The organism is Novilysobacter selenitireducens (assembly GCF_020026895.1).
Lineage (GTDB): Bacteria > Pseudomonadota > Gammaproteobacteria > Xanthomonadales > Xanthomonadaceae > Lysobacter_C > Lysobacter_C selenitireducens.
Window position 1 is genome coordinate 655,877 of the sequence record NZ_JAINZW010000002.1, and the last position, 19,798, is coordinate 675,674.

Genomic DNA, 19,798 nt, shown 5'->3' on the forward strand with positions numbered 1-19,798 from the left:
GCGCCCGTTTTCAATGCGACAACAGGAACCACATGGCAAAAGACGACGTGATCGAATTCGAGGGCACGGTGGCGGAAACCCTTCCGAACACCATGTTCCGTGTGCGCCTCGAAAACGGGCACGAAATCATCGCCCACATCTCCGGCCGCATGCGGAAGAACTACATCCGCATCCTCACCGGTGACCGGGTCAAGGTGGAAATGACGCCTTACGACCTGACCAAGGGGCGCATCACCTACCGCATGAAGTAATCGCGGCAAGGAATCCATGAAAAAAGGCGGCCACTGGCCGCCTTTTTCGTTCCACCTTCAGGTGACTACACCGTCGCCGGCAACAGCTTCTCGGGCTCGGCCTGGGCATCGACGGTCAGCTCGCCATCGCGCACGTCGATCGTGACCCTGCCACCGCCCACCAGGCTGCCGAACAGCAACTCGTCGGCCAGCGGACGCTTGATCTTCTCCTGGATCACCCGCGCCATCGGACGCGCGCCCATCAGCGGGTCGAAGCCGTGCTGGGCCAGCCAGTCGCGCGCGGTCGGCGTGGCGGTCAGCGTCACGTGCTTCTCGTGCAGCTGGCTTTCCAGCTCGATCAGGAACTTGTCCACCACCCGCAGGATGTGGTCGAAGCCCAGCGGCTGGAACTGCACCACCGCATCCAGGCGGTTGCGGAACTCCGGGCTGAAGCTCTTGCGGATCACTTCCATGGCGTCGGTGGCGTGGTCCTGCTTGGTGAAGCCGATCGACCGCCGCGCCGCCTGGGCCGCACCGGCGTTGGTGGTCATGACGATGATGACGTTCTTGAAATTCGCCTCGCGGCCGTTGGTGTCGGTCAGCGCGCCGCGGTCCATCACCTGCAACAGGATGTTGAAGATGTCCGGGTGGGCCTTCTCGACCTCGTCCAGCAACAGCACGCAATGCGGCGTCTTGACGATCTTCTCGGTCAGCAGGCCACCCTGGTCGAACCCGACGTAACCCGGGGGCGCACCGATCAGGCGGCTGACCGAATGCGGCTCCATGTACTCGGACATGTCGAAGCGCACCAGCTCGATGCCCAACTGCAGCGCCAGCTGCTTGGTCACTTCGGTCTTGCCCACGCCCGTCGGGCCGGCGAACAGGAAGTTGCCGATCGGCTTGTCGGGGTTGCCCAGACCGGAGCGCGCCAGCTTGATGGCCGCCGTCAGCGAGTCGATCGCCGGGTCTTGCCCGAAGATCACCATCTTGAGGTTGCGCTCCAGGTTCCGGAGCACGTCCTTGTCGGTCGCCGAAACCTGCTTGGCCGGGATCCGCGCCATCTTGGCAACGATGGTTTCGATTTCCTCGACGTCGATGTTCGACTTGCGCGTCTCCAGCGGCAGCAGCCGTTGCCGGGCACCCGCCTCGTCGATCACGTCGATCGCTTTGTCCGGCAGCAGACGGTCGCCGATGTGCTTGACAGACAGGTCCACCGCCGCCTGCAGGGCGTCGTCCCCGTAGGTCACGCCGTGGTGCGCCTCGTACTTGGCCTTCAGGCCCTGCAGGATCTCGAACGCCTCGCCCACCGTGGGTTCGACGATATCGATCTTCTGGAAGCGACGCGCGAGGGCCCGGTCTTTCTCGAAGATGCCGCGGTATTCCTGGAAGGTGGTGGAGCCGATGCAGCGCAGCTCGCCCGACGAGAGCGCCGGCTTGATCAGGTTGCTGGCATCCATCGTCCCGCCCGACGCCGAGCCGGCACCGATGATGGTGTGGATCTCGTCGATGAACAGCACGGCTTCCGGGATCTTCTTGAGCTGGGCCAGCACCGCCTTCAGGCGCTTCTCGAAATCGCCCCGGTACTTGGTGCCCGCCACCAGCGCACCCAGGTCGAGCGCGTAGATGGTGGCTTCGCTGAGCACCTCCGGCACGTCGCCGTCGATGATGCGCTTGGCCAAGCCCTCGGCGATCGCGGTCTTGCCCACGCCAGCCTCGCCCACGTACAGCGGGTTGTTCTTGCGGCGGCGGCACAGCACCTGGATGGTCCGCTCGACCTCGTCGGCGCGGCCCACCAGCGGGTCGATCTTGCCGTCGCGCGCCAGCTGGTTGAGGTTGATGGCGAACTCGTCCAGCGGGTCGGCCTTGCCCTCGCCTTCCACGCCTTCGGCCGCCTTGGCCTCGCCTTCGTCATGCACCGGGTCGCTGCCGCCATGCTTGGCGATGCCGTGCGAGAGGTAGTTCACGACGTCCAGCCGGACGATGTCCTGCTGGTTGAGGTAGTAGACGGCGTGGGAGTCCTTCTCGCCGAAGATCGCCACCAGCACGTTGGCGCCGGTGACCTCTTTCTTGCCGGAGGACTGAACGTGGTAGACGGCGCGCTGCAGCACCCGCTGGAACCCCAGCGTGGGCTGGGTGTCGCGGTCGATGTCGTCGGGGAGCACCGACACCGAAGTGGCGATGGCCTGCTCCAGGTCGCCGCGCAGGCGGTTGAAGTCCGCGCCGCACGCCTTGAGCACCGCCTCGGCCGACGGGTTGTCGAGCAGTGCAAGCGCCAGGTGCTCGACCGTCATGTACTCGTGGCGCGCCTCGCGGGCGCGCTTGTAGCACTGGCCGATGCTGTACTCGAGATCCTTGCTGAACATGGGGAGGGAGCCTCCAAAAGCGTCTGCCGTCCTAGATGGGGACACACACCGCCTTTTCCATGCGGCCCCGCACCGCGTTGGACCCGCCTGCTTACCGTGCGTTCCGGAAAGCCGGGCCTCTTATTCGTGAGACGTGTTGCAGCCCACTATCAGGCCTTTTCCATCGTACAGAGCAAGGGGTGCTGGTTGAGCCTTGAGTATTCGTTCACCTGCGCCACTTTCGACTCTGCGACTTCGCGGGTGAAGACCCCGCACACGCCACGGCCCCGGGTGTGGACGTGGAGCATGATCTGGGTGGCCTTCTCGGCGCTCATCGGGAAGAAGCGCATCAGCACTTCGACCACGAAATCCATGGGCGTGTAGTCGTCGTTGAGCAGCAGGACCGAGTACAGCGGGGGGCGGGCGACTTCCGGCTTTCCGGTCTCGACCAGCACGCCGTGCTGGTGGTCGTGTTCGGTGTGTTTGGGCATGGCGCGATTATAGGCGGCCGCTATGAAACCTTCGTCCCCAAGGCGTCCCCATGGGCACCCGTGGACGCTTCCCGGGCCCGGGCGTCAGAATGCGGTCTCCGCCGGCACCTGGATTTCCATGCGACCCACCGCCCTGCTGTTTCCTATTCTTCTGGCCCTCGCCCTGCCCGCTGCCGCCATCGCTCAGGATCAGGAGCCCGAGGCGCCGCAGGCCGACCCGCTGGTGCGTGCGCAGCTCGAGGCGCTGGGCTATGGCTTCGAGGTCGACGCCGATGGCGACTTCAAGCTGCTGTTCGACCTCGAGGAGGGCCGCAGCCAGCTGGCCTACGTCATCTCCGGTACCGAGGAATACGGCGCGCTGCAGGTTCGGGAGGTGTGGTCGCCCGCCTACCGGACCGAAGGCGATGCGTTCCCGGTCGACGTGGCCAACCGCCTGCTGCAGGCCAGCCACACCGGCAAGCTCGGCGCGTGGGTGAGGCAGGACGACATGGCCGTGCTGGTGGTGAAGGTCGCTGCCGGCGCGACCGGCGCCGAGCTCGATGCCGCCATCACGTACGCCATCCACGTCGCCGACGGGATGGAGGCCGAACTCACCAACGGCCAGGACGAATTCTGACGTGAGCTATCGGCAAGGCCGCTTCTGGCAACCGGATGTCACTGTCGCCACGGTGGTGGTGCGTGACGGACGGCTGCTGATGGTCGAGGAAACCGTGGGCGGCCAGCAGGTGCTCAACCAGCCGGCGGGCCACCTCGAGCCTGACGAAAGCCTGCAGGACGCCGCCTGCCGGGAGACCCTTGAGGAAACCGGTTGGGAGGTTCGCCTGACCGGGTTCGTCGGCGCCTACCAATGGAAAGCGCCCGACGGGCCCGACGGCCGCGCCGGGCGTCATTACCTGCGGTTCGCCTTCGCGGCCGAGCCGGTCCGCCACTACCCCGACCGCACGCTCGACGAAGGCATCATCCAGGCGGTGTGGCTGACTCCTGCCGAGCTGCAGGCCCAGGCCGGGCGGCATCGCAGCCCGCTGGTGTGGCGCGCTGCAGCCGACTTCCTGGCCGGGCGCCGGCGCCCGCTGGACCTGCTCCAGCACCTCGCCTGACGCCGGGGTGGCAACGGCGCGGACCATCGTTGGCATGTCGGGGGGCGTGGACTCCTCCGTGGCGGCATTGCGCCTGCGCGAGTCGGGTGAGCCGATCGCCGGCCTCTTCATGCAGAACTGGGCGGACGACGGCAGTGGCGATTGCCGTGCCGAGGACGACCGCCGCGATGCGGTCGCCGTCTGTGGGCGCCTGGGCATACCGATCCATTTCCGGGACTTTTCGTCCGAGTACTGGGCCGGAGTGTTCGAGCACTTCCTCGCCGAGTACGCGGCCGGGCGCACCCCCAACCCGGACGTGCTGTGCAACCGCGAAGTGAAGTTCAAGCACTTCCTGGATGCCGCCCGCGACCTGGGCGCGCAGTTCATCGCCACCGGCCACTACGCCCGTATCGCGCTCGATGACGCGGGCCGGCTGCAACTGCTGCGGGCCGCCGACCGCGGCAAGGACCAGAGCTATTTCCTGCACCAGCTCGGACAGGCGCAGCTGGCCGCAACGCGGTTCCCGTTGGGCGACATGCTCAAGTCCGACGTCCGCGCGCTGGCGGCCAGCGCAGCCTTGCCGACGGCGGCCAAGAAGGATTCCACCGGCATCTGCTTCATCGGCGAGCGCGATTTCCGGGAGTTCCTCGGCCGCTACCTGCCGGCACGCCCGGGCGCGATCCGGACGCCGGACGGCCGTGAGATCGGCCAGCACCCCGGCGTCTTTTATTTCACGCTGGGCCAGCGCGAAGGACTGAACATCGGCGGCGTCCGCGGGTTCGCGCAGGCGCCGTGGTACGTGGTCGGCAAGGACGTCCAGCGCAACGTGTTGTACGTCGACCAGGGGATCGACAGCCCATGGATGATGTCGACCGTGCTGGACACCGAAGCCATGCACTGGGTGTCGGGCGCCCCCCCTGCAGCCGACTTCGAATGCACGGCGCAGACGCGCTACCGGCAGGAAGCCCAGGCCTGCCATGTGCAGGTGCGCGACAATGGCACGCTGCATGTGCGCTTCCACGCGCCCCAGCGGGCTGTCACGCCGGGCCAGTCGCTGGTGCTGTACGACGGCGACGTGTGCCTCGGCGGCGCTGTCATCGCGACGACGGACGCGCCCCTTGAATCACGCGCCCCACCCCACCCCAAGGATGTCCCCGCTGCATGAACCAGACCCGCTTCAATCCCATGTCCGACCGCGTGCTGGCCCTTGCGGGTCTCGTACAGGCGTTGGCGCAGGTGCGCCGCATCGCCGATACCGGTCAGGCGGAGTCGGCGGCGGTCAACCCGGTACTGGAGTCGATCTTCCAGGTGGACGCTGCATCCACCGAAGAGGTCTACGGCGGCGTCCGCGGCGTCCGCCCGGGCCTGGTGCTGCTGCGCGACTACTTCGAGAGCCGTTCGGCCGACGAGCAACTGCCGCGTCTTGCCTTGGCCGTCATGCAACTGGAACGCCGATTCGTGCGCGATGGCGACATGGTCGAGCGCGTGCACGCCGGGATCCTCGCCCAGAGCGATACGGCCCGCACCGAGGGCAGCACCCATCCCGACGTGCTGGCGGCGCTGGGCCGGCTCTACTCGGAGACGCTCAGCCACCTGCGGCCGCGCGTGCTGGTGCAGGGCAACCCCCATTACCTCGGCCAGCCCCAGGTGGTGGCCGAGGTCCGCGCGGTCCTGCTGGGGGCCATGCGTTCGGCCGTGCTCTGGCGCCAGCTCGGCGGCAGCCTCTGGGACCTGGTGTTGCGCCGGGCCCAGCTGCTGGCGGCGGTTCGCGCGCACCTGGGCGGCTGACGCGCACGCCCGTCGCTGCACGTCCATCGGACGAAAGTAGCGGGCCCGATCCGGGCAGTACGGCGCCGTTTGCGGCATAATCACGGGGCTTTACCGCGGTGTTTCCGCGCCCGCCTGATAGGCGCGCGTCCCGCCTCCCTTTCGCTGCAGCCACGGAGCCCCCAATGGCAGACTCCTTCGCCACCCGCGCGCAACTCGACGTCAACGGCAAGTCCTACACGTACTTCAGCCTGCCCAAGCTGGGCGAGCGCTTCGACCTGGGCAAACTGCCCTACTCGATGAAGATCCTGCTCGAGAACCTGCTGCGCCACGAAGACGGCGGCATCACGGTCGGCAAGGAGCACATCGAGGCGGTCGCGCAGTGGGACTGCAATGACGAGCCCGAGACCGAGATCGCCTTCATGCCTGCACGTGTGGTGTTGCAGGACTTCACCGGCGTGCCGTGCGTGGTCGACCTGGCCGCGATGCGCGATGCGGTCGGCAAGCTCGGCGGCAAGGCCAGCCAGATCAACCCGCAGATCCCGTCCGAGCTGGTCATCGACCACTCCGTGCAGGTCGATGTGTTTGGCCGCGCCGACGCGCTGGACCTTAACGGCAAGATCGAGTTCGAGCGCAACATGGAGCGCTACAGCTTCCTGCGCTGGGGTCAGAAGGCGTTCGAGAACTTCAAGGTGGTGCCGCCCAACACCGGCATCGTCCACCAGGTGAACCTGGAGAACCTCGCCCGCGTGGTCTGCGATCGCGAGGTCGACGGCGAGCTGCTGGCCTTCCCGGACACCGTCTTCGGCACCGACAGCCACACCACGATGATCAACGGCATCGGCGTGCTGGGTTGGGGCGTGGGCGGCATCGAGGCCGAGGCCGCGATGCTGGGCCAGCCCTCTTCCATGCTCATCCCGCAGGTCGTGGGCTTCCGCTTGAACGGCAAGCTGCCCGAGGGCGCCACCGCCACCGACCTGGTGCTGACCGTTACCCAGATGCTGCGTTCGCTGGGCGTGGTCGGAAAGTTCGTCGAGTTCTTCGGTGAGGGGCTGGCCGCACTGCCGCTGGCCGACCGCGCGACGATTGCCAACATGGCGCCCGAGTACGGCGCGACCTGCGGCATCTTTCCGATCGACGCCGAAGCCATCAACTACCTGCGCCTGTCGGGCCGCAGCGAGGAGCAGATCGCACTGGTGGAGGCCTACGCCAAGGCCCAGGGCCTGTGGCACGAGCCCGGCCAGGCGGACGCGCACTACTCGGCCACGCTGGAGCTCGACCTGTCCGAGGTCAAGCCGTCGCTGGCAGGTCCCAAGCGCCCGCAGGACCGCGTGTTGCTGGAGAAGATGAAGCAGAACTTCGAGGCCAGCCTCGAGGGCCTGACCGTCAACCGCAAGGTCGACTACGAACGCATCACCGACTTCAAGGAAGAAGGCGGCAACCAGCCGCAGGCGCACCACCTGGCCGCGCGCCCGGTGTCGAAGATCACCATCCGCGACGAGCAAGCCGAGCTGCGCGATGGCTCGGTGGTCATCGCCGCGATCACCTCCTGCACCAACACGTCCAACCCGGCGGTGATGCTGGGCGCGGGCCTGCTGGCGCGCAACGCCGCGCGCCTGGGCCTGAAGTCCAAGCCGTGGGTCAAGACCTCGCTCGGGCCGGGCTCGCTGGTGGTCACCGACTACCTGAAGAAGGCCGGCCTGCTCGATGACCTCGAGCAGCTGGGCTTCTACGTGGTGGGCTACGGCTGCACCACGTGCATCGGCAACTCCGGCCCGCTGCCGGAGGAAGTGTCTGCCGGCATCGCGCAGAACGACCTGGTCGTGGCGTCTGTGCTGTCGGGCAACCGCAACTTCGAGGGCCGCGTGCACTCGGAGGTCAAGATGAACTACCTGGCCTCGCCGCCGCTGGTGGTCGCCTACGCCATTGCCGGCACGGTCGACATCGACCTGACCAGCCAGCCGATCGGCCACGACAAGGACGGCAAGGACGTCTACCTGCGCGACATCTGGCCGACCAACAAGGAAATCGGCGACCTGATCGCCGCGACCGTCGGGCCGGAGCTGTTCGCTCAGAACTATGCCGACGTGTTCAAGGGCGACAGCCGCTGGAACCAGATCGCCTCGCCGGAAGGCGAGTCGTTCGAATGGCAGGGCAGCTCGACCTACATCAAGAACCCGCCCTACTTCGACGGCATGACGATGGAGGTCGGCTCGATTGACGACATCCACGGCGCGCGCGTCATGGGCCTGTTCGGCGACTCGATCACCACCGACCACATCTCGCCGGCCGGCAACATCAAGAAGGACAGCCCGGCAGGCCAGTTCCTGCAGTCGCGCGGCGTGCAGCCGGCCGACTTCAACAGCTACGGCAGCCGTCGCGGCAACGACGACGTCATGGTCCGCGGCACCTTCGCCAACATCCGCATCAAGAACCTGATGCTCGGCGGCGAGGAAGGCGGCAACACGCTGTACTACGGCGCAGGCGCGGCCGGCGAGAAGATGCCGATCTACGACGCGGCGATGAAGTACAAGGCCGCGGGCGTGCCGCTGGTGGTCTTCGCCGGCAAGGAGTACGGCACCGGCTCCTCGCGCGACTGGGCGGCCAAGGGCACCAACCTGCTGGGCGTCAAGGCCGTGGTGGCCGAGAGTTTCGAGCGCATCCACCGCTCCAACCTGGTCGGCATGGGCGTGCTGCCGCTCCAGTTCAAGGACGGCGACAGCGTCAAGTCACTCGGCCTGGACGGCTCGGAGACGATCGAGATCACCGGCCTGCAGGACGGCGCTTCCAAGCGCGCCACCGTCACCGCGCGCCGGAGCGATGGCAGCGAGAAGACGTTCGAGGTCAAGGTGCTGCTGCTGACGCCGAAGGAAGTCGAGTACTTCCGCCACGGCGGCATCCTGCACTACGTGCTGCGCCAGCTGGCGTCGAAGAAGGCGGCGTAAGCACGCTGTAGCGCACTCAAACGAAGTAGCAAAGCCCCGGCGTCAGAGCCGGGGCTTTTTTTTGCCCGCTCTGGGACAGGCAGGATGGGCTGAATTCCGCGGCGCCAGGTTCTGCACCGTACGACCCAGGCGATCCTTGCCTCCGCTCGGATGCGCTTGCTCGAGTTCGTGCCGCACCACGTGCGAAGCGGGCCGTCTGAAAGCGCTCGGTCTTGATCGCCCCATGATGCGGCACTGCATTGGATCGGAAAGATCGCCGCGGCGCGCGCAAAAAAAAGGCTCCGCCGGAGCGGAGCCCTGAAACTGGAGGCCGAGGTCGGAATTGAACCGGCGTACGCGGATTTGCAGTCCGCTGCATAACCACTCTGCCACCCGGCCGGTGACTGGATCCAAGCATACCGCGCACGACGTCATGTGCGGCGGCCTGAAAAGACAAAACCCCGCGAACGGGGTCTTGGCAGGCGACCCGGTGGACTGGATCGCCGGAGAAACTGGAGCGGGAAACGAGACTCGAACTCGCGACCCCGACCTTGGCAAGGTCGTGCTCTACCAACTGAGCTATTCCCGCTGAGGAGCCGCCATTTTAGGCATGGCGGCGATTGTGTCAACTACCTTTTTTCTTCCCGAAGCAAAGTCGGCCACGCTGCGCGCAGGTACTCGAAGCCTGACCACAGTGTCAGCAGTGCCGCCGCCGCCAGCAGCCAGTCCCCGATCACGAACACGGCATCGCCCATCCACGGGTCCACGTACACCGGGCGGTCCGGACGCAGCGCATACAGCAGGCAGATCAGCGCCACCATCTGCACCACGGTCTTGACCTTGCCGACCGTGGCGACCGACACCTTGGCGCGCTGGCCCAGTTCGGCCATCCACTCGCGCAGTGCCGACACCGCGATTTCGCGCCCGACGATCACCGCCGCCCACAGCGCCATCCAAGGCGTCGGATGTGCCTGAACGATCAGGAACAGCGCCGTGGCCACCATCAGCTTGTCGGCCACCGGGTCCAGGAACGCGCCGAACGCAGAGTACTGGTCGTAACGCCGTGCAATCCAACCGTCGAGCCAATCGGTGATGGAGGCAAAGGCGAAGATCGCCGCGGCCAGGAAATTGGTCCACCGGAACGGCAGGTAGAACACCAGCACCAGCACGGGGATCAGCACGATCCGCAGCAGGGTCAGCATGGTGGGAACCGTCAACTTCATCATCGCTCCGTGCGTGCGGGGGTGGCGCCGCCAGTGGTGGGGGTGTCCAGGCCATGAAGGGTGGCATAGATGCGCTCGGCCAGGGCGGCATTGACGCCCTCCACGCGCGATATTTCCTCCACCCCGGCGGCCTTGAGCCCGCCCAGGCCACCAAAGTGGCGCAGGAGGCTGGCGCGGCGCCGTGGCCCGATACCGGGAATGTCCTCCAGCCGGCTGCTGCTGCGCACTTTCTGGCGCTTTCCGCGGTGGCCGGTGATGGCGAACCGGTGGGCTTCGTCACGCACCTGCTGGATCAGCTGCAACGCGGGCGACTGCGCGCCGGGTCGCACCGATCGGCCGTCGGGTAGCAGCAGCTCCTCCTCGCCGGGGCGGCGTGCAGGACCCTTGGCTACGCCCACCAGCACGACGCCAGGTACCTCCAGCTCATCGAGTACGGCGCGCGCCTGGGCCACCTGCCCCGCCCCGCCATCGATCAGCAGCACGTCCGGCAGGACGCCCGGCGCGGCGGATGCGCGCGGGTGCTTGCGAGGCTTTGCCTCCCCGGAAGCGGGACTTGTGGCCCCGTCCTGCAGCGCGGCACGCTCCTCCATGGCCCGCGCGAACCGGCGCCGCAGCGCTTGGTGCATCGCCGCGTAGTCATCGCCTGGCTCGATGCCCGTGATGTTGTAGCGCCGGTACTGGCCGCGCGTCGGGCCTTCGGCATCGAACACCACGCACGAGGCCACGGTCGCCTCGCCCATCGTGTGGCTGATATCGAAGCACTCGATGCGCCCGGCGACTTCCGCCAGCCCCAGCAGGTCGCGCAGCGCCTCGGCGCGGCCGCGCTGCGCAGCGTGGCTGGTGCGTTCGTTGGCCAGCGCCAGCTCGGCATTGCGGCGCGCCATGTCGACGTAGCCGGCGCGTTCGCTGCGCACGTTGCAGCGGATCTGCACCTTGTGGTCGCCCGCGGCCGACAGCGCATGTTCGATCAGCTCGCGGTCGGGGATGTCGCGGTCCAGCACGATCTCGCGCGGCGGCACCTGCTCGCCGTAGTACTGCGACACGAACGCGGCGAGCACCTCTTCCGGGTTGTCGACGCCATTCGTGCGCGGGAAGAACGCGCGCGTGCCGAGGTTGCGGCCGTCGCGGAACGACAGCAGCACTACGCAGGCCGCCGCGTCCTGCATCGCCACCGCAAGCACGTCCAGGTCGGCCGCGCGGCCGTCGACGTACTGGCGCGCCTGCAACGTGCGGATCGACGCCACCAGGTCGCGCAGGCGCGCGGCCTCCTCGAAATCCAGGCGCGCACTGGCCGCCTCCATTGCCCGGCCCAACTCGCGTGTCAGCTCATCGCTCTTGCCGTCCAGCAGCAGGGTGGAGCGTCGTACTGCCTCGGCGTACTCGCGCGCCGGCACCAGTCCCACGCACGGTGCGCTGCAGCGGCCGATCTGGTGCTGCAGGCACGGCCGCGACCGGTTGCGGAACACGCTGTCCTCGCAACTGCGCAGCTTGAACAGCTTGTGGATCAGGTTGAGCGTCTCGCGCACCGCCCCGACGCTGGCATAGGGGCCGAAGTAGCGGCCCGGGGTCGAACGCGGCCCGCGGTGCATGGCGATGCGCGGCCACGGCTCCTGCGTCATCAATACGTAGGGGTAGCTCTTGTCGTCACGCAGCAGCACGTTGTAGCGCGGCTTGAGCGACTTGATGAGCTGGTTCTCGAGGATCAGCGCCTCGGCCTCGGTCCGCGTGACCGTGACCTCCATGCGCGCCACCTGGCGCAGCATGGAGGCGATGCGGGCCGACTTGGCAGTGGCGTTGAAGTAGCTGGCGACGCGGTTCTTCAGCGCGCTGGCCTTGCCGACGTACAGCACGCCCTCGTCGGCGGCGATCATCCGGTACACACCGGGTGCCGTGCTCAGGCGCTTGGCGAAGGCCTTGCCGTCGAAGGCCTCTGCCGGCTTGGCCCGGCTCACGCGCACGCCCCTGCCGCACGGATCGCATCGCGATACGCAACGGCGTGCAGGCGGGAGCGGGCTGCAGGAGCAGGAAGCGCGATCAAGTACGGCGGCATCGGCGAGGGGATGGGGCCGATTATGCGCGAGGGCAAGGGGCGGCCCGGTCGCGCGCCAGTCCCGGCCCAAGGAGCGACCAGCGCACACGGTCCGCTGTTAGCTGAGGTCGCGATACCCGCGCGCTCAGCGTCCGTCGCCCAGCTCGCGCGCCAACCGCGCCACCACGCCGTCGGCCGCACGTTCCAGCAGCGCCCATACGCGCTCGAATTGGTGGGCATCGCCGGTGTAGGGATCCGGCACTTCGCGCTGATCCAGGCCGGCCCACTCCAGCAGCAGCGCCGATTGCGCGGACGCGCCCTTGGGGGCCAGTTTCCGCACATCGCGCAGGTTGGCGCTGTCGGCGCACAGCAGCCAGTCGAACTCATGAAAATCGGACGGCCCGATCTGGCGGGCACGCAACCCCGAGAGGTCGATGCCATGACCCGTCGCACACGCGATGCTGCGGCGATCCGGCGGCTGTCCGACATGCCAGTCGCCGGTACCAGCCGAGTCGACCGTTACCCGGTCGGCCAGTGAGGTGGCTTCCAGGCGATGGCGGATCAGGCCCTCGGCCGTCGGCGACCGGCAGATGTTGCCCAGGCACGCGACCAGCAGCCGCATGCGTTCAGCCCTGCCCGCTCAGCCGGGCCTCGGCCCGAGCCAGGTCATCGGGCGTATCGACGCCGGGCGGAAATGGCGCCGGTGTGTCGGCCACCGCAATGCGGTACCCGGCTTCCAGCGCCCGCAGCTGCTCCAGCGATTCGACCTGCTCGAGCCGGCCCGGCGGCAACGCCGCAAACCGCTTGAGGAATCCGCAGCGGTAGGCGTAGATCCCGATGTGCCGCCGCCAGTGCCCACCGGGCGGCAGGCGCGTGCGATCGGCCTGGAAGGCGTCGCGCGGCCACGGCAGGGGCGCACGGCTGAAGTACAGCGCGTCGCCGGCCTGGTCGGCGACCACCTTGACGGCGTTGGGATCGAACAGTGTTTCGATGTCCTCGACCGGCGCGCACAGCGTCGCCATGTCCGCCCCGGACGCGACCAGCAAGGAGGCCACGCGCCGGATGCCCGTGGCCGGCGCGAACGGCTCGTCGCCCTGCAGGTTGACCACCACCGTTCCGTCGCTCCAGCCGGCGCGCGTCGCGCATTCGGCGAGCCGGTCGGTACCGGACGCGTGGTCGCGTGAAGTCATCGCCACCCGCACACCGGCGCCTTCCAGCGCACTCGCCACGCGATCATCGTCGGTGGCGACCCACACCTCGCGCGCGCCGGCATCCAGGGCGCGACGCGCCACGTGCAGGACGAGAGGCTCGCCGGCCAGCGGGCGCAGCGGCTTGCCCGGCAGGCGCGAGGCGTCGAAACGCGCCGGGATGACGACGACGAAGTCGCCGGCATCCTTGGCCTTCTCGTGCGCGTGCTGTCCGGTCACGTCACGGCCCCTGCCGTCTGGGAACGGCCGTCCAGTCGATCCAGAAGTGAAATCCAGAAGGCTTCGGTCAACTCCGCGCGCACCGGCACGCTGTAGTGCGACGGGTCGACGAACTCGGCGCATTTGACCGCGTCCTTCTCCGTCATCAACACGGGAAGGCGGCTTCCGAACTCGAAGTCCGATGCCCGGTACCGGTGGTGGTCCGGGAAGGCATGCGGCACGACGGCGATGTCCAGCGCGCGCAGCATCGCGAAGAAGCGCTCGGGGTCCCCGATGCCGGCCACTGCATGCACGCGATGCCCGGCAAAGGATTCGAGCGCGCGGGGACGACCACCGGCCAGCGGCAGCGCGCGGTCGCACACCAGCCGCATCGGCCATTCGCCAAAGCCCGTCTCCGGCGCGGCATTGCCACCGCTGTTGACCACCCGGAAGTCGCATTGCGCGCCGCGCCAGGTCGGCTCACGCAACGGACCGGCCGGAAGCAACAGGCCGTTGCCGTAGCGCCGACGGCCGTCGATCACTTCGATCTCGACATCGCGCGCCAAACGGTAGTGCTGCAGGCCGTCGTCGCAGACCACAACGTCGCAGCCTTCACCGACCAGCGCACGCGCCGCGGCGGCACGGTTGCGATCCACCCTCACCCGCGCGCCGGTCTGCCGCGCGACCAGCAGCGGCTCGTCGCCGGACTTCGCCACCGGCGTGTCGGCCTCGACCCATAGCGGGTCGTCACCGTCGCGGCCGTAACCGCGACTGGCCACGCCCGGTGTCCAGCCCTCGCTGCGCAGGCGCTCCACCAGCGCCACCGTCAGCGGCGTCTTGCCGGCGCCACCGGCAATCAGGTTGCCGACAACGATGACCGGCACGCCCGGATGACTGCGGCGGAGAAGCTTGCGCTCGTACAGCCCGCGCCGCAGCCCGGTCATGCCGCCATACAGGGCGGCGAGCACCCGCGCATGCAGCGGCACCGGGCTGCCCTCGTCGAACCAGTAGTGCGGGCCGTGTGTATGTGGCTTGGCCGGTGCGTTCATTGCGGCTCGCGGAATTGCATGCGGTGGAGGTGCGCGTACAGCCCGTCGCGTGCCAGCAGCTCGGCGTGGGTGCCCTGCTCCACGATGCGGCCCTGGTCCAGCACCAGCACCTGGTCGGCGTGTTCGATGGTGGACAGCCGGTGCGCGATCACAAGGGTCGTGCGGTCGGGCATTAGGCGCTCCAGCGCGTCCTGCACCAGGCGTTCGGATTCGGTGTCCAGCGCCGCGGTCGCTTCATCGAGGATCAGGATGGGCGCGTCCTTGAGCATCGCGCGAGCGATCGCGATGCGCTGGCGCTGGCCGCCCGACAATCGCCCGCCCTTGGCGCCGATCGACGTCTCCACACCCTCGGGCAGGTCCTCGACGAACTCCATGGCGTTGGCGCCGCGTACCGCCTGCTCAAGCGCCTTGCGGCTGGCGCGTTCCATCTCGCCGTAGGCCACGTTGGCCTCCACGCTGCCGTCGAACAACATCACCTGCTGGCCGACCAGCGCGATCTGGCGGCGCAGGTCGGCCAGGCGGTAGTCGTCGATCGGTTGCCCATCGAGCAGGATCTGCCCGGACTCGGCTTCGTAGAACCGCGGGATCAGTTTGATCAGCGTGGACTTGCCGCTGCCGGAGCGCCCGACGATGGCGGTCACGGTGCCAGGCCTGGCGACGAAGCTCACGTCGCTCAGTGCGGCCCGGTCCTGCCCGGGATAGCGCGCGGACACGCCACGGAACTCGAGGTCCCCGCGCGCCCGGTCCAGCGGCCGCGTTCCGGCATCGCGCTCGTCGGGCGAGTCGATCACGTTGAACAAGCGCTCCGCGGACGCCACGCCACGCTGGAGCATGTTCTGCACGTTGGTCAGCTGCTTGAGCGAGGGCAGGATCGCCATCATCGCCATCATCAGCGAGAAGAACCCGCCCACGGTCAGCCGCCCCTGCGAGGCCTGCCAGCCGGCAACCACCAGCAGCAGGGCCAGGCCGATCGATCCCACCAGCTGCACCATCGCCGAGGAGATCGCGCGGGTGGATTCGACCTTGAGGTTCAGCCGCATGTGGTTGTCGGCAATCGCCGCGTAACGCGCGTGCTCAACCTCCTGCGCGCCGTAGACCTTGACCTCCTGGTGGCCGCTCAGCGCCTGGTCGGCGGCCTGCATCAGCACCGCGCTGCTTTCCTGGATGCGGTGGCTGACACGGCGATAGCGCCGCGCCACCTTGTCCATGATCCACGCCAGCGGCGGCGCGATCACCAGGATCGTCAACGTCACCTGCCAGCTGGCCAGCAGCATCACCACCAGCGAGGCGATGATCTGCAGTGACTGCTGGATCATCACCTTTGCCGCGTCGATCGCCGCCTGCGAGACCTGGTCGCTGTCCGACCCCAGTCGCACCAGCATCGAAGGCACCGGCTCGGCATCGAAGCGCAGTCCCGGCAGCCGCAGGTACTTGCCCAGCACCCGCACGCGGAGGTCGCGGGCCACGCCGCGGCCCGAGCGCGCCATGTAGTAGTCGGCGAGATACCCGGCGATGCCGCGCAGCACGAACAGCCCCACGATCGCCGCCGGCATCCACAACTGCGCCCCCGCCTCGCCGACCACGAAGGTCTGGTCGATGATGGGCTGCATCAGCCAGGTGAACGCGCCACCCGCTGCCGCTTCCAGCAGCATGCCCAGCGCCGCGATCGCCAACAGGCCGCGGTACTTGGTGGCGAATCCCAGCAGGCGCCGGTAGGTGGGCCAGGCCGGGGTGGTTTGGCTCACGGGGCGGACCCCGGCGTCGCCGAAGGGGCCGGCGCGGTGGCGACCATCACGCGGCGGAAGCCGAGCTGCCCCAGCGCGTCGTAGGCGGTGACGACCGCCTGGTGAGGCGTGCGGGCGTCTGCGCGCAGAAGCACCGGGCGGTCGCGGTCATCGCCGGCCACCTCGGCCAACGTCGTCTTGAGCGATTCGATGTCGTCGCGCAGGACTTCCTGCTCGCCAATGAAGTAGCGCCCGTCGGCATTGACCAGCACGCTGAGCGCGGTGGCACTGTCGGCGGCCGGCTCACCGGTGGCCCGCGGCAGTTCCAGCCCGAGCATCGAGCGCGAGTCGAACGTCGTGGTGACGACGAAGAAGATGATCAGGATCAGGATGACGTCGATCAGCGGGACCAGGTTGATGTCCGGCTCGTCGTCCGCGCGGTGGTCGCGAATTCGCATCGGCGCCTCAGCCGGCGGCCGTTGCCGCGGCCGGGCGCACCGGCGCCACCGCCGTGACGGGACGCGGCTCGATGGTGTCCAGCAGCAGCATGGCTTCGTGCTCCATCGCCACGATGTATTCGGCGATGCGGCCCCGGAACCAGCGATGCGCCATCAGCGCGGGGATCGCCACGATCATGCCGGTCGCCGTGCACACCAGCGCCTTGCCGATGCCGGCCGCGAGCTGGTTGACGTCACCCAGGCCGCCGTCGCCGATGGCGAGGAACATCTGGATCATGCCGACCACGGTGCCGAACAGGCCCAGCAGCGGTCCGGATGCGGCAATCGTGCCCAGCGTGTTGAGGTAGCGCTCCATGCGGTGCACGAGGTGCCGGCCGACGTCCTCGATGCGCTCGCGGACCAGGTCGCGCGGACGGGCGCGCACGTCCAGCGCAGCCGCCAGCAGCGAGCCCAGCGGCGAGGTGCGGCGCAGGGATTCGATGTGCGAGGGGTCCAGCTTGCCGCGTGCCGCCCACGCCCGCACCTCATCCCCCAGCGACGGCGGGATCACGGCGCTGCGCCGGAGCGTCCAGGCCCGTTCGACGATGATCGCGATGGCGACCGCGGACAGCAGCAACAGCGGGATCATCGGCCAACCGCCGGCCTTGACCAGTTCCAGCACACGAACCTCCGGCCCAGGGCCGTTTCATTCCGGCCCGTAGGATAGCCCAGAGCCCCCGGTATCCAACCCGCGCCGGGTCCCACTCCGGGCCTGTGCGTCCCACAATCGGGGTTGTGCGTCGCGACGGGTCCGAACCTGAATGCCACCGGGGTCGAATCGGACGGTGATCGCCCCACCGTCGGCGGTGTCGTGCAGGTCAGCGCCCGCGTCCCGCCAGCGGGCCGACACCTCGGGTTTGGGGTGCCCGAAGCGGTTGCCATGGCCCGAGGCCACCAGCGCGTGGCGTGCACGGGTGGCGGCGACGAACACCGGGTCGGACGAACCGGCACTGCCGTGGTGCGCCACGGTCACCACGTCCGCGGCGACCTGCCCGGGATGCAGCTTCACCAGCGTACGCTCAACCACTTCGCCGATGTCGCCGGTCAACAGCGCGTGGCCGTGGGGTCCACGCACGCTCAACACACAGCTGGCTTCGTTGCCCAGATACGGGAAGTGCGGCGGCGGGTGCAGGAACTCGAACGTGACGCCGTCCCACGTCCAAGGCCGGCCTGTCTCGCAGGCGGTCGCGCCCTCGCCCCCCAGCAGCCCGGAGCCACCGGGCGCGACTATCGGCGCGTCGAACGCCTCCAGCACCGCCGCGACGCCTCCCGCGTGGTCGTTGTCGGCATGGCTGACCACCAGCCGGTCCAGGCGGCGCACGCCCAAGGCACGCAGCGCGGGCACCACCACGCGCTCGCCTGCATCGAAGCCTTCGGGCACGGCAGGTCCGGCGTCGTACAGAAGCGCGTGGTTGGCAGTGCGCACCACCACCGCCAGCCCGTGGCCGACATCCAGCATTGTCAGTTCGAAGCCGCCCGCATGTGGCAACTGCCGTGCTGGCAGCAGCAGCGGCAACCAGAGCACGATCGCCAGCGGCCGCCCCGGAAGTCCGCGCGGCAGCAGCAGCCAGAACGCGCCGATGAGCGCCAAGGGCAATGCGAACCAGCGCGGCTCGGGCAGCCACCACAGCGCGAGTCCGGTGTCGGCCAGCCAGCCGAACAGCGGCCAGGACGCGTCGAACAGACCGGCGGCCACGCGCCACGCCCATTCGCCTGCACCGGCGTGCACCACCTCCAGCAGGGTGCCCAGCAGCGCCATGGGCACGACGACGAGACTCCACCATGGCACCGCCACGAGGTTGGCCAAAGGGCCGGCGAGTGAGGCCTCGCCGAACAGCGCCACCGTCAGCGGCAGCAGCCCCAGACTGGCCACGCCCTGGGCCGACAGCAGTTCGCGCACGGGGCGCCGCTCGCGCTCGGGAAGGCACCACAGCAGCCATGCCACGCCCGCAAAACTCAGCCACAGGCCCGCGGTAAGCAGTGCGAGCGGATCGAACAGCACCAGCACGATGGCCGCCAGCGCGAGGGCTTCGGCCATCCGCACCGGACGGCGCTGCCATTTGAGCGCGGCGACGACGGCGATCATCAGGACGGTGCGGACCGTGGGCAACGCGAAGCCGGCCACCGCCGCGTACACGAGTGCGCCTGCGAGCCCGGCGCCTGCAGCGGCGACCGGGCGGGGACACCAGCGCGCCAGGCCCGGCAGGCATCGCCACGCCAGAGCGGCCAGCAGGGCGGCCAGGCCGGCAACCAGACCGACGTGGAACCCGGAGATCGCCACCAGATGGGTCAGTCCGTTGGCACGCAGCCGCTGCCAGTCCGCATCCGACAGGCCGCGGGTATCGCCCAGCGCCAGCGCCTGCACGAACCGCGAGGAAGGAGACGGAACGGCCTTCGCGATGGCGTCCGACATCGACTCGCGCCACGCGTGCAAGCCCGTGGCCGGCGCCAGCCGCACGGCTTCGGACGGATTGCGGACGTAGCCCGTGGCGGCCAGGCGCTTGACCATCGCGTTGCGCTCGCCGTCGAAACCACCGGGGTTGCGCAGGCCGCGCGGCGGACGCACGCGCAGGTCCAGCGTCCAGTGCTCGCCTGCGCGTACCCGCACGTGCGGCGACCCGGCTGCGTCGCCGTAGCCCTCTCCGTACCAGGCGATGCGCAACCGGCGCCCGCGCAGCGCTTCGGGCTGCGCGGGATCGTCATCGACACGGAACGTCATGACCGAGCGTCGTGGCTCGTGCACCGGCAGTTCGATGACACGGCCGCTCACCGTGACGTCCTGGCGGCCGGCGTCGGGCGGCAACTGCACCGATAGCGAATGCGCGGCATGCAACCCCGCCAGGCCCGCGCCCAGGACCGCGGCCCAGAGCCAGCGAAGCGCCCCACCCCGCCGCCAGCCCCAGCCGCCGGCCAACATCGCCGTCGCCAGCAGCGGCCACGGCGGCAACACCGGCACCCACAGCATCGCGGTGGCGCCGGCCAGCAGTCCGAGGGCGGCGGAGATTCCGAAGGGCGGCGTCCTTGCCGCGTGTTGCATGTC

The 19,798-nt window shown here is 68.8% G+C and carries 16 protein-coding genes, 2 tRNA genes and 1 pseudogene; 6 read left to right on the forward strand and 13 right to left on the reverse strand.

The genetic code is table 11. The features are described from left to right. The first annotated feature begins 32 nt into the window (after nucleotides 1-32). Nucleotides 33-251, forward strand: a complete 219-nt coding sequence (gene infA / locus K6753_RS06745) for a translation initiation factor IF-1 (RefSeq protein ID WP_078756943.1) — start codon at nucleotides 33-35, stop codon at nucleotides 249-251. A gap of 65 nt (nucleotides 252-316) precedes the next feature. Here the strand turns inward: infA and clpA are convergent, their stop codons facing one another. Then, nucleotides 317-2,593: an ATP-dependent Clp protease ATP-binding subunit ClpA gene (clpA, locus tag K6753_RS06750; protein WP_223675565.1), complete on the reverse strand. Its 2,277-nt coding sequence runs from the start codon at nucleotides 2,591-2,593 to the stop codon at nucleotides 317-319. A 149-nt stretch (nucleotides 2,594-2,742) separates the two neighbouring features. Further along, complete coding sequence (gene clpS / locus K6753_RS06755; protein WP_223675567.1) at nucleotides 2,743-3,063, reverse strand: ATP-dependent Clp protease adapter ClpS; 321 nt, start codon at nucleotides 3,061-3,063, stop codon at nucleotides 2,743-2,745. Between the two features lie 118 nt (nucleotides 3,064-3,181). On the opposite strand from clpS, the gene K6753_RS06760 reads away from it, so the two are divergent. The 5 genes from K6753_RS06760 (at nucleotide 3,182) to acnA (ending at nucleotide 8,851) form a co-directional block, all read left to right on the forward strand. After that, nucleotides 3,182-3,679: a YbjN domain-containing protein gene (locus K6753_RS06760; RefSeq protein WP_223675569.1), complete on the forward strand. Its 498-nt coding sequence runs from the start codon at nucleotides 3,182-3,184 to the stop codon at nucleotides 3,677-3,679. 1 nt (nucleotide 3,680) lies between these two features. Beyond that, the gene (locus K6753_RS06765) at nucleotides 3,681-4,160 is read left to right on the forward strand and encodes an NUDIX hydrolase (RefSeq protein WP_223675571.1); all 480 of its coding nucleotides are present in this window, start codon (nucleotides 3,681-3,683) and stop codon (nucleotides 4,158-4,160) included. A gap of 7 nt (nucleotides 4,161-4,167) precedes the next feature. Then, on the forward strand, nucleotides 4,168-5,304 hold the full coding sequence (mnmA, locus tag K6753_RS06770) for a tRNA 2-thiouridine(34) synthase MnmA (RefSeq protein ID WP_223675573.1): 1,137 nt from the start codon (nucleotides 4,168-4,170) through the stop codon (nucleotides 5,302-5,304). Nucleotides 5,305-5,324: 20 nt separating this feature from the next. Further along, a complete protein-coding gene (hflD, locus tag K6753_RS06775; protein ID WP_425492085.1) occupies nucleotides 5,325-5,927 on the forward strand; it encodes a high frequency lysogenization protein HflD in 603 nt (200 codons plus the stop codon). Nucleotides 5,928-6,091: 164 nt separating this feature from the next. Next, nucleotides 6,092-8,851 (forward strand): aconitate hydratase AcnA, encoded by a 2,760-nt coding sequence (gene acnA / locus K6753_RS06780; RefSeq protein ID WP_223675577.1) that lies wholly within the window; start codon nucleotides 6,092-6,094, stop codon nucleotides 8,849-8,851. A gap of 304 nt (nucleotides 8,852-9,155) precedes the next feature. Here acnA and K6753_RS06785 read toward each other — a convergent pair. From K6753_RS06785 to K6753_RS06835, 11 genes and pseudogenes are all read right to left on the reverse strand, one after another. Then, nucleotides 9,156-9,229 (reverse strand) — tRNA-Cys (locus tag K6753_RS06785). Nucleotides 9,230-9,343: 114 nt separating this feature from the next. After that, nucleotides 9,344-9,419, reverse strand: a tRNA-Gly gene (locus K6753_RS06790). A gap of 40 nt (nucleotides 9,420-9,459) precedes the next feature. Beyond that, on the reverse strand, nucleotides 9,460-10,053 hold the full coding sequence (gene pgsA, locus K6753_RS06795) for a CDP-diacylglycerol--glycerol-3-phosphate 3-phosphatidyltransferase (protein WP_223675579.1): 594 nt from the start codon (nucleotides 10,051-10,053) through the stop codon (nucleotides 9,460-9,462). Further along, nucleotides 10,053-12,005: an excinuclease ABC subunit UvrC gene (uvrC, locus tag K6753_RS06800; RefSeq protein ID WP_223675581.1), complete on the reverse strand. Its 1,953-nt coding sequence runs from the start codon at nucleotides 12,003-12,005 to the stop codon at nucleotides 10,053-10,055. The genes pgsA and uvrC overlap by 1 nt, the downstream gene beginning before the upstream one ends. 222 nt (nucleotides 12,006-12,227) lie before the next feature. Further along, nucleotides 12,228-12,704 (reverse strand): low molecular weight protein-tyrosine-phosphatase, encoded by a 477-nt coding sequence (locus K6753_RS06805; RefSeq protein WP_223675582.1) that lies wholly within the window; start codon nucleotides 12,702-12,704, stop codon nucleotides 12,228-12,230. A 4-nt stretch (nucleotides 12,705-12,708) separates the two neighbouring features. Next, nucleotides 12,709-13,509, reverse strand: coding sequence for a 3-deoxy-manno-octulosonate cytidylyltransferase (gene kdsB, locus K6753_RS06810; RefSeq protein ID WP_223675584.1), 801 nt, complete (start codon nucleotides 13,507-13,509; stop codon nucleotides 12,709-12,711). Next, complete coding sequence (gene lpxK, locus K6753_RS06815) at nucleotides 13,506-14,537, reverse strand: tetraacyldisaccharide 4'-kinase (protein WP_223675586.1); 1,032 nt, start codon at nucleotides 14,535-14,537, stop codon at nucleotides 13,506-13,508. The genes kdsB and lpxK overlap by 4 nt, the downstream gene beginning before the upstream one ends. After that, entirely contained in the window at nucleotides 14,534-16,282 is a 1,749-nt protein-coding gene (gene msbA / locus K6753_RS06820; protein WP_223675587.1) for a lipid A export permease/ATP-binding protein MsbA, read from the reverse strand. The genes lpxK and msbA overlap by 4 nt, the downstream gene beginning before the upstream one ends. Beyond that, nucleotides 16,279-16,719: an ExbD/TolR family protein gene (locus tag K6753_RS06825; RefSeq protein WP_223675589.1), complete on the reverse strand. Its 441-nt coding sequence runs from the start codon at nucleotides 16,717-16,719 to the stop codon at nucleotides 16,279-16,281. Before K6753_RS06825 ends, msbA begins: the two co-directional genes overlap by 4 nt. Nucleotides 16,720-16,726: 7 nt before the next feature. Next, nucleotides 16,727-17,347 carry a MotA/TolQ/ExbB proton channel family protein gene (locus K6753_RS06830; protein ID WP_255591383.1) on the reverse strand — a complete coding sequence of 207 codons (621 nt, stop codon included), beginning with the start codon at nucleotides 17,345-17,347 and terminating at the stop codon, nucleotides 16,727-16,729. Further along, nucleotides 17,244-19,795: pseudogene (locus K6753_RS06835) on the reverse strand (DNA internalization-related competence protein ComEC/Rec2). Before K6753_RS06835 ends, K6753_RS06830 begins: the two are co-directional and overlap by 104 nt. Between the last annotated feature and the right edge of the window lie 3 nt (nucleotides 19,796-19,798).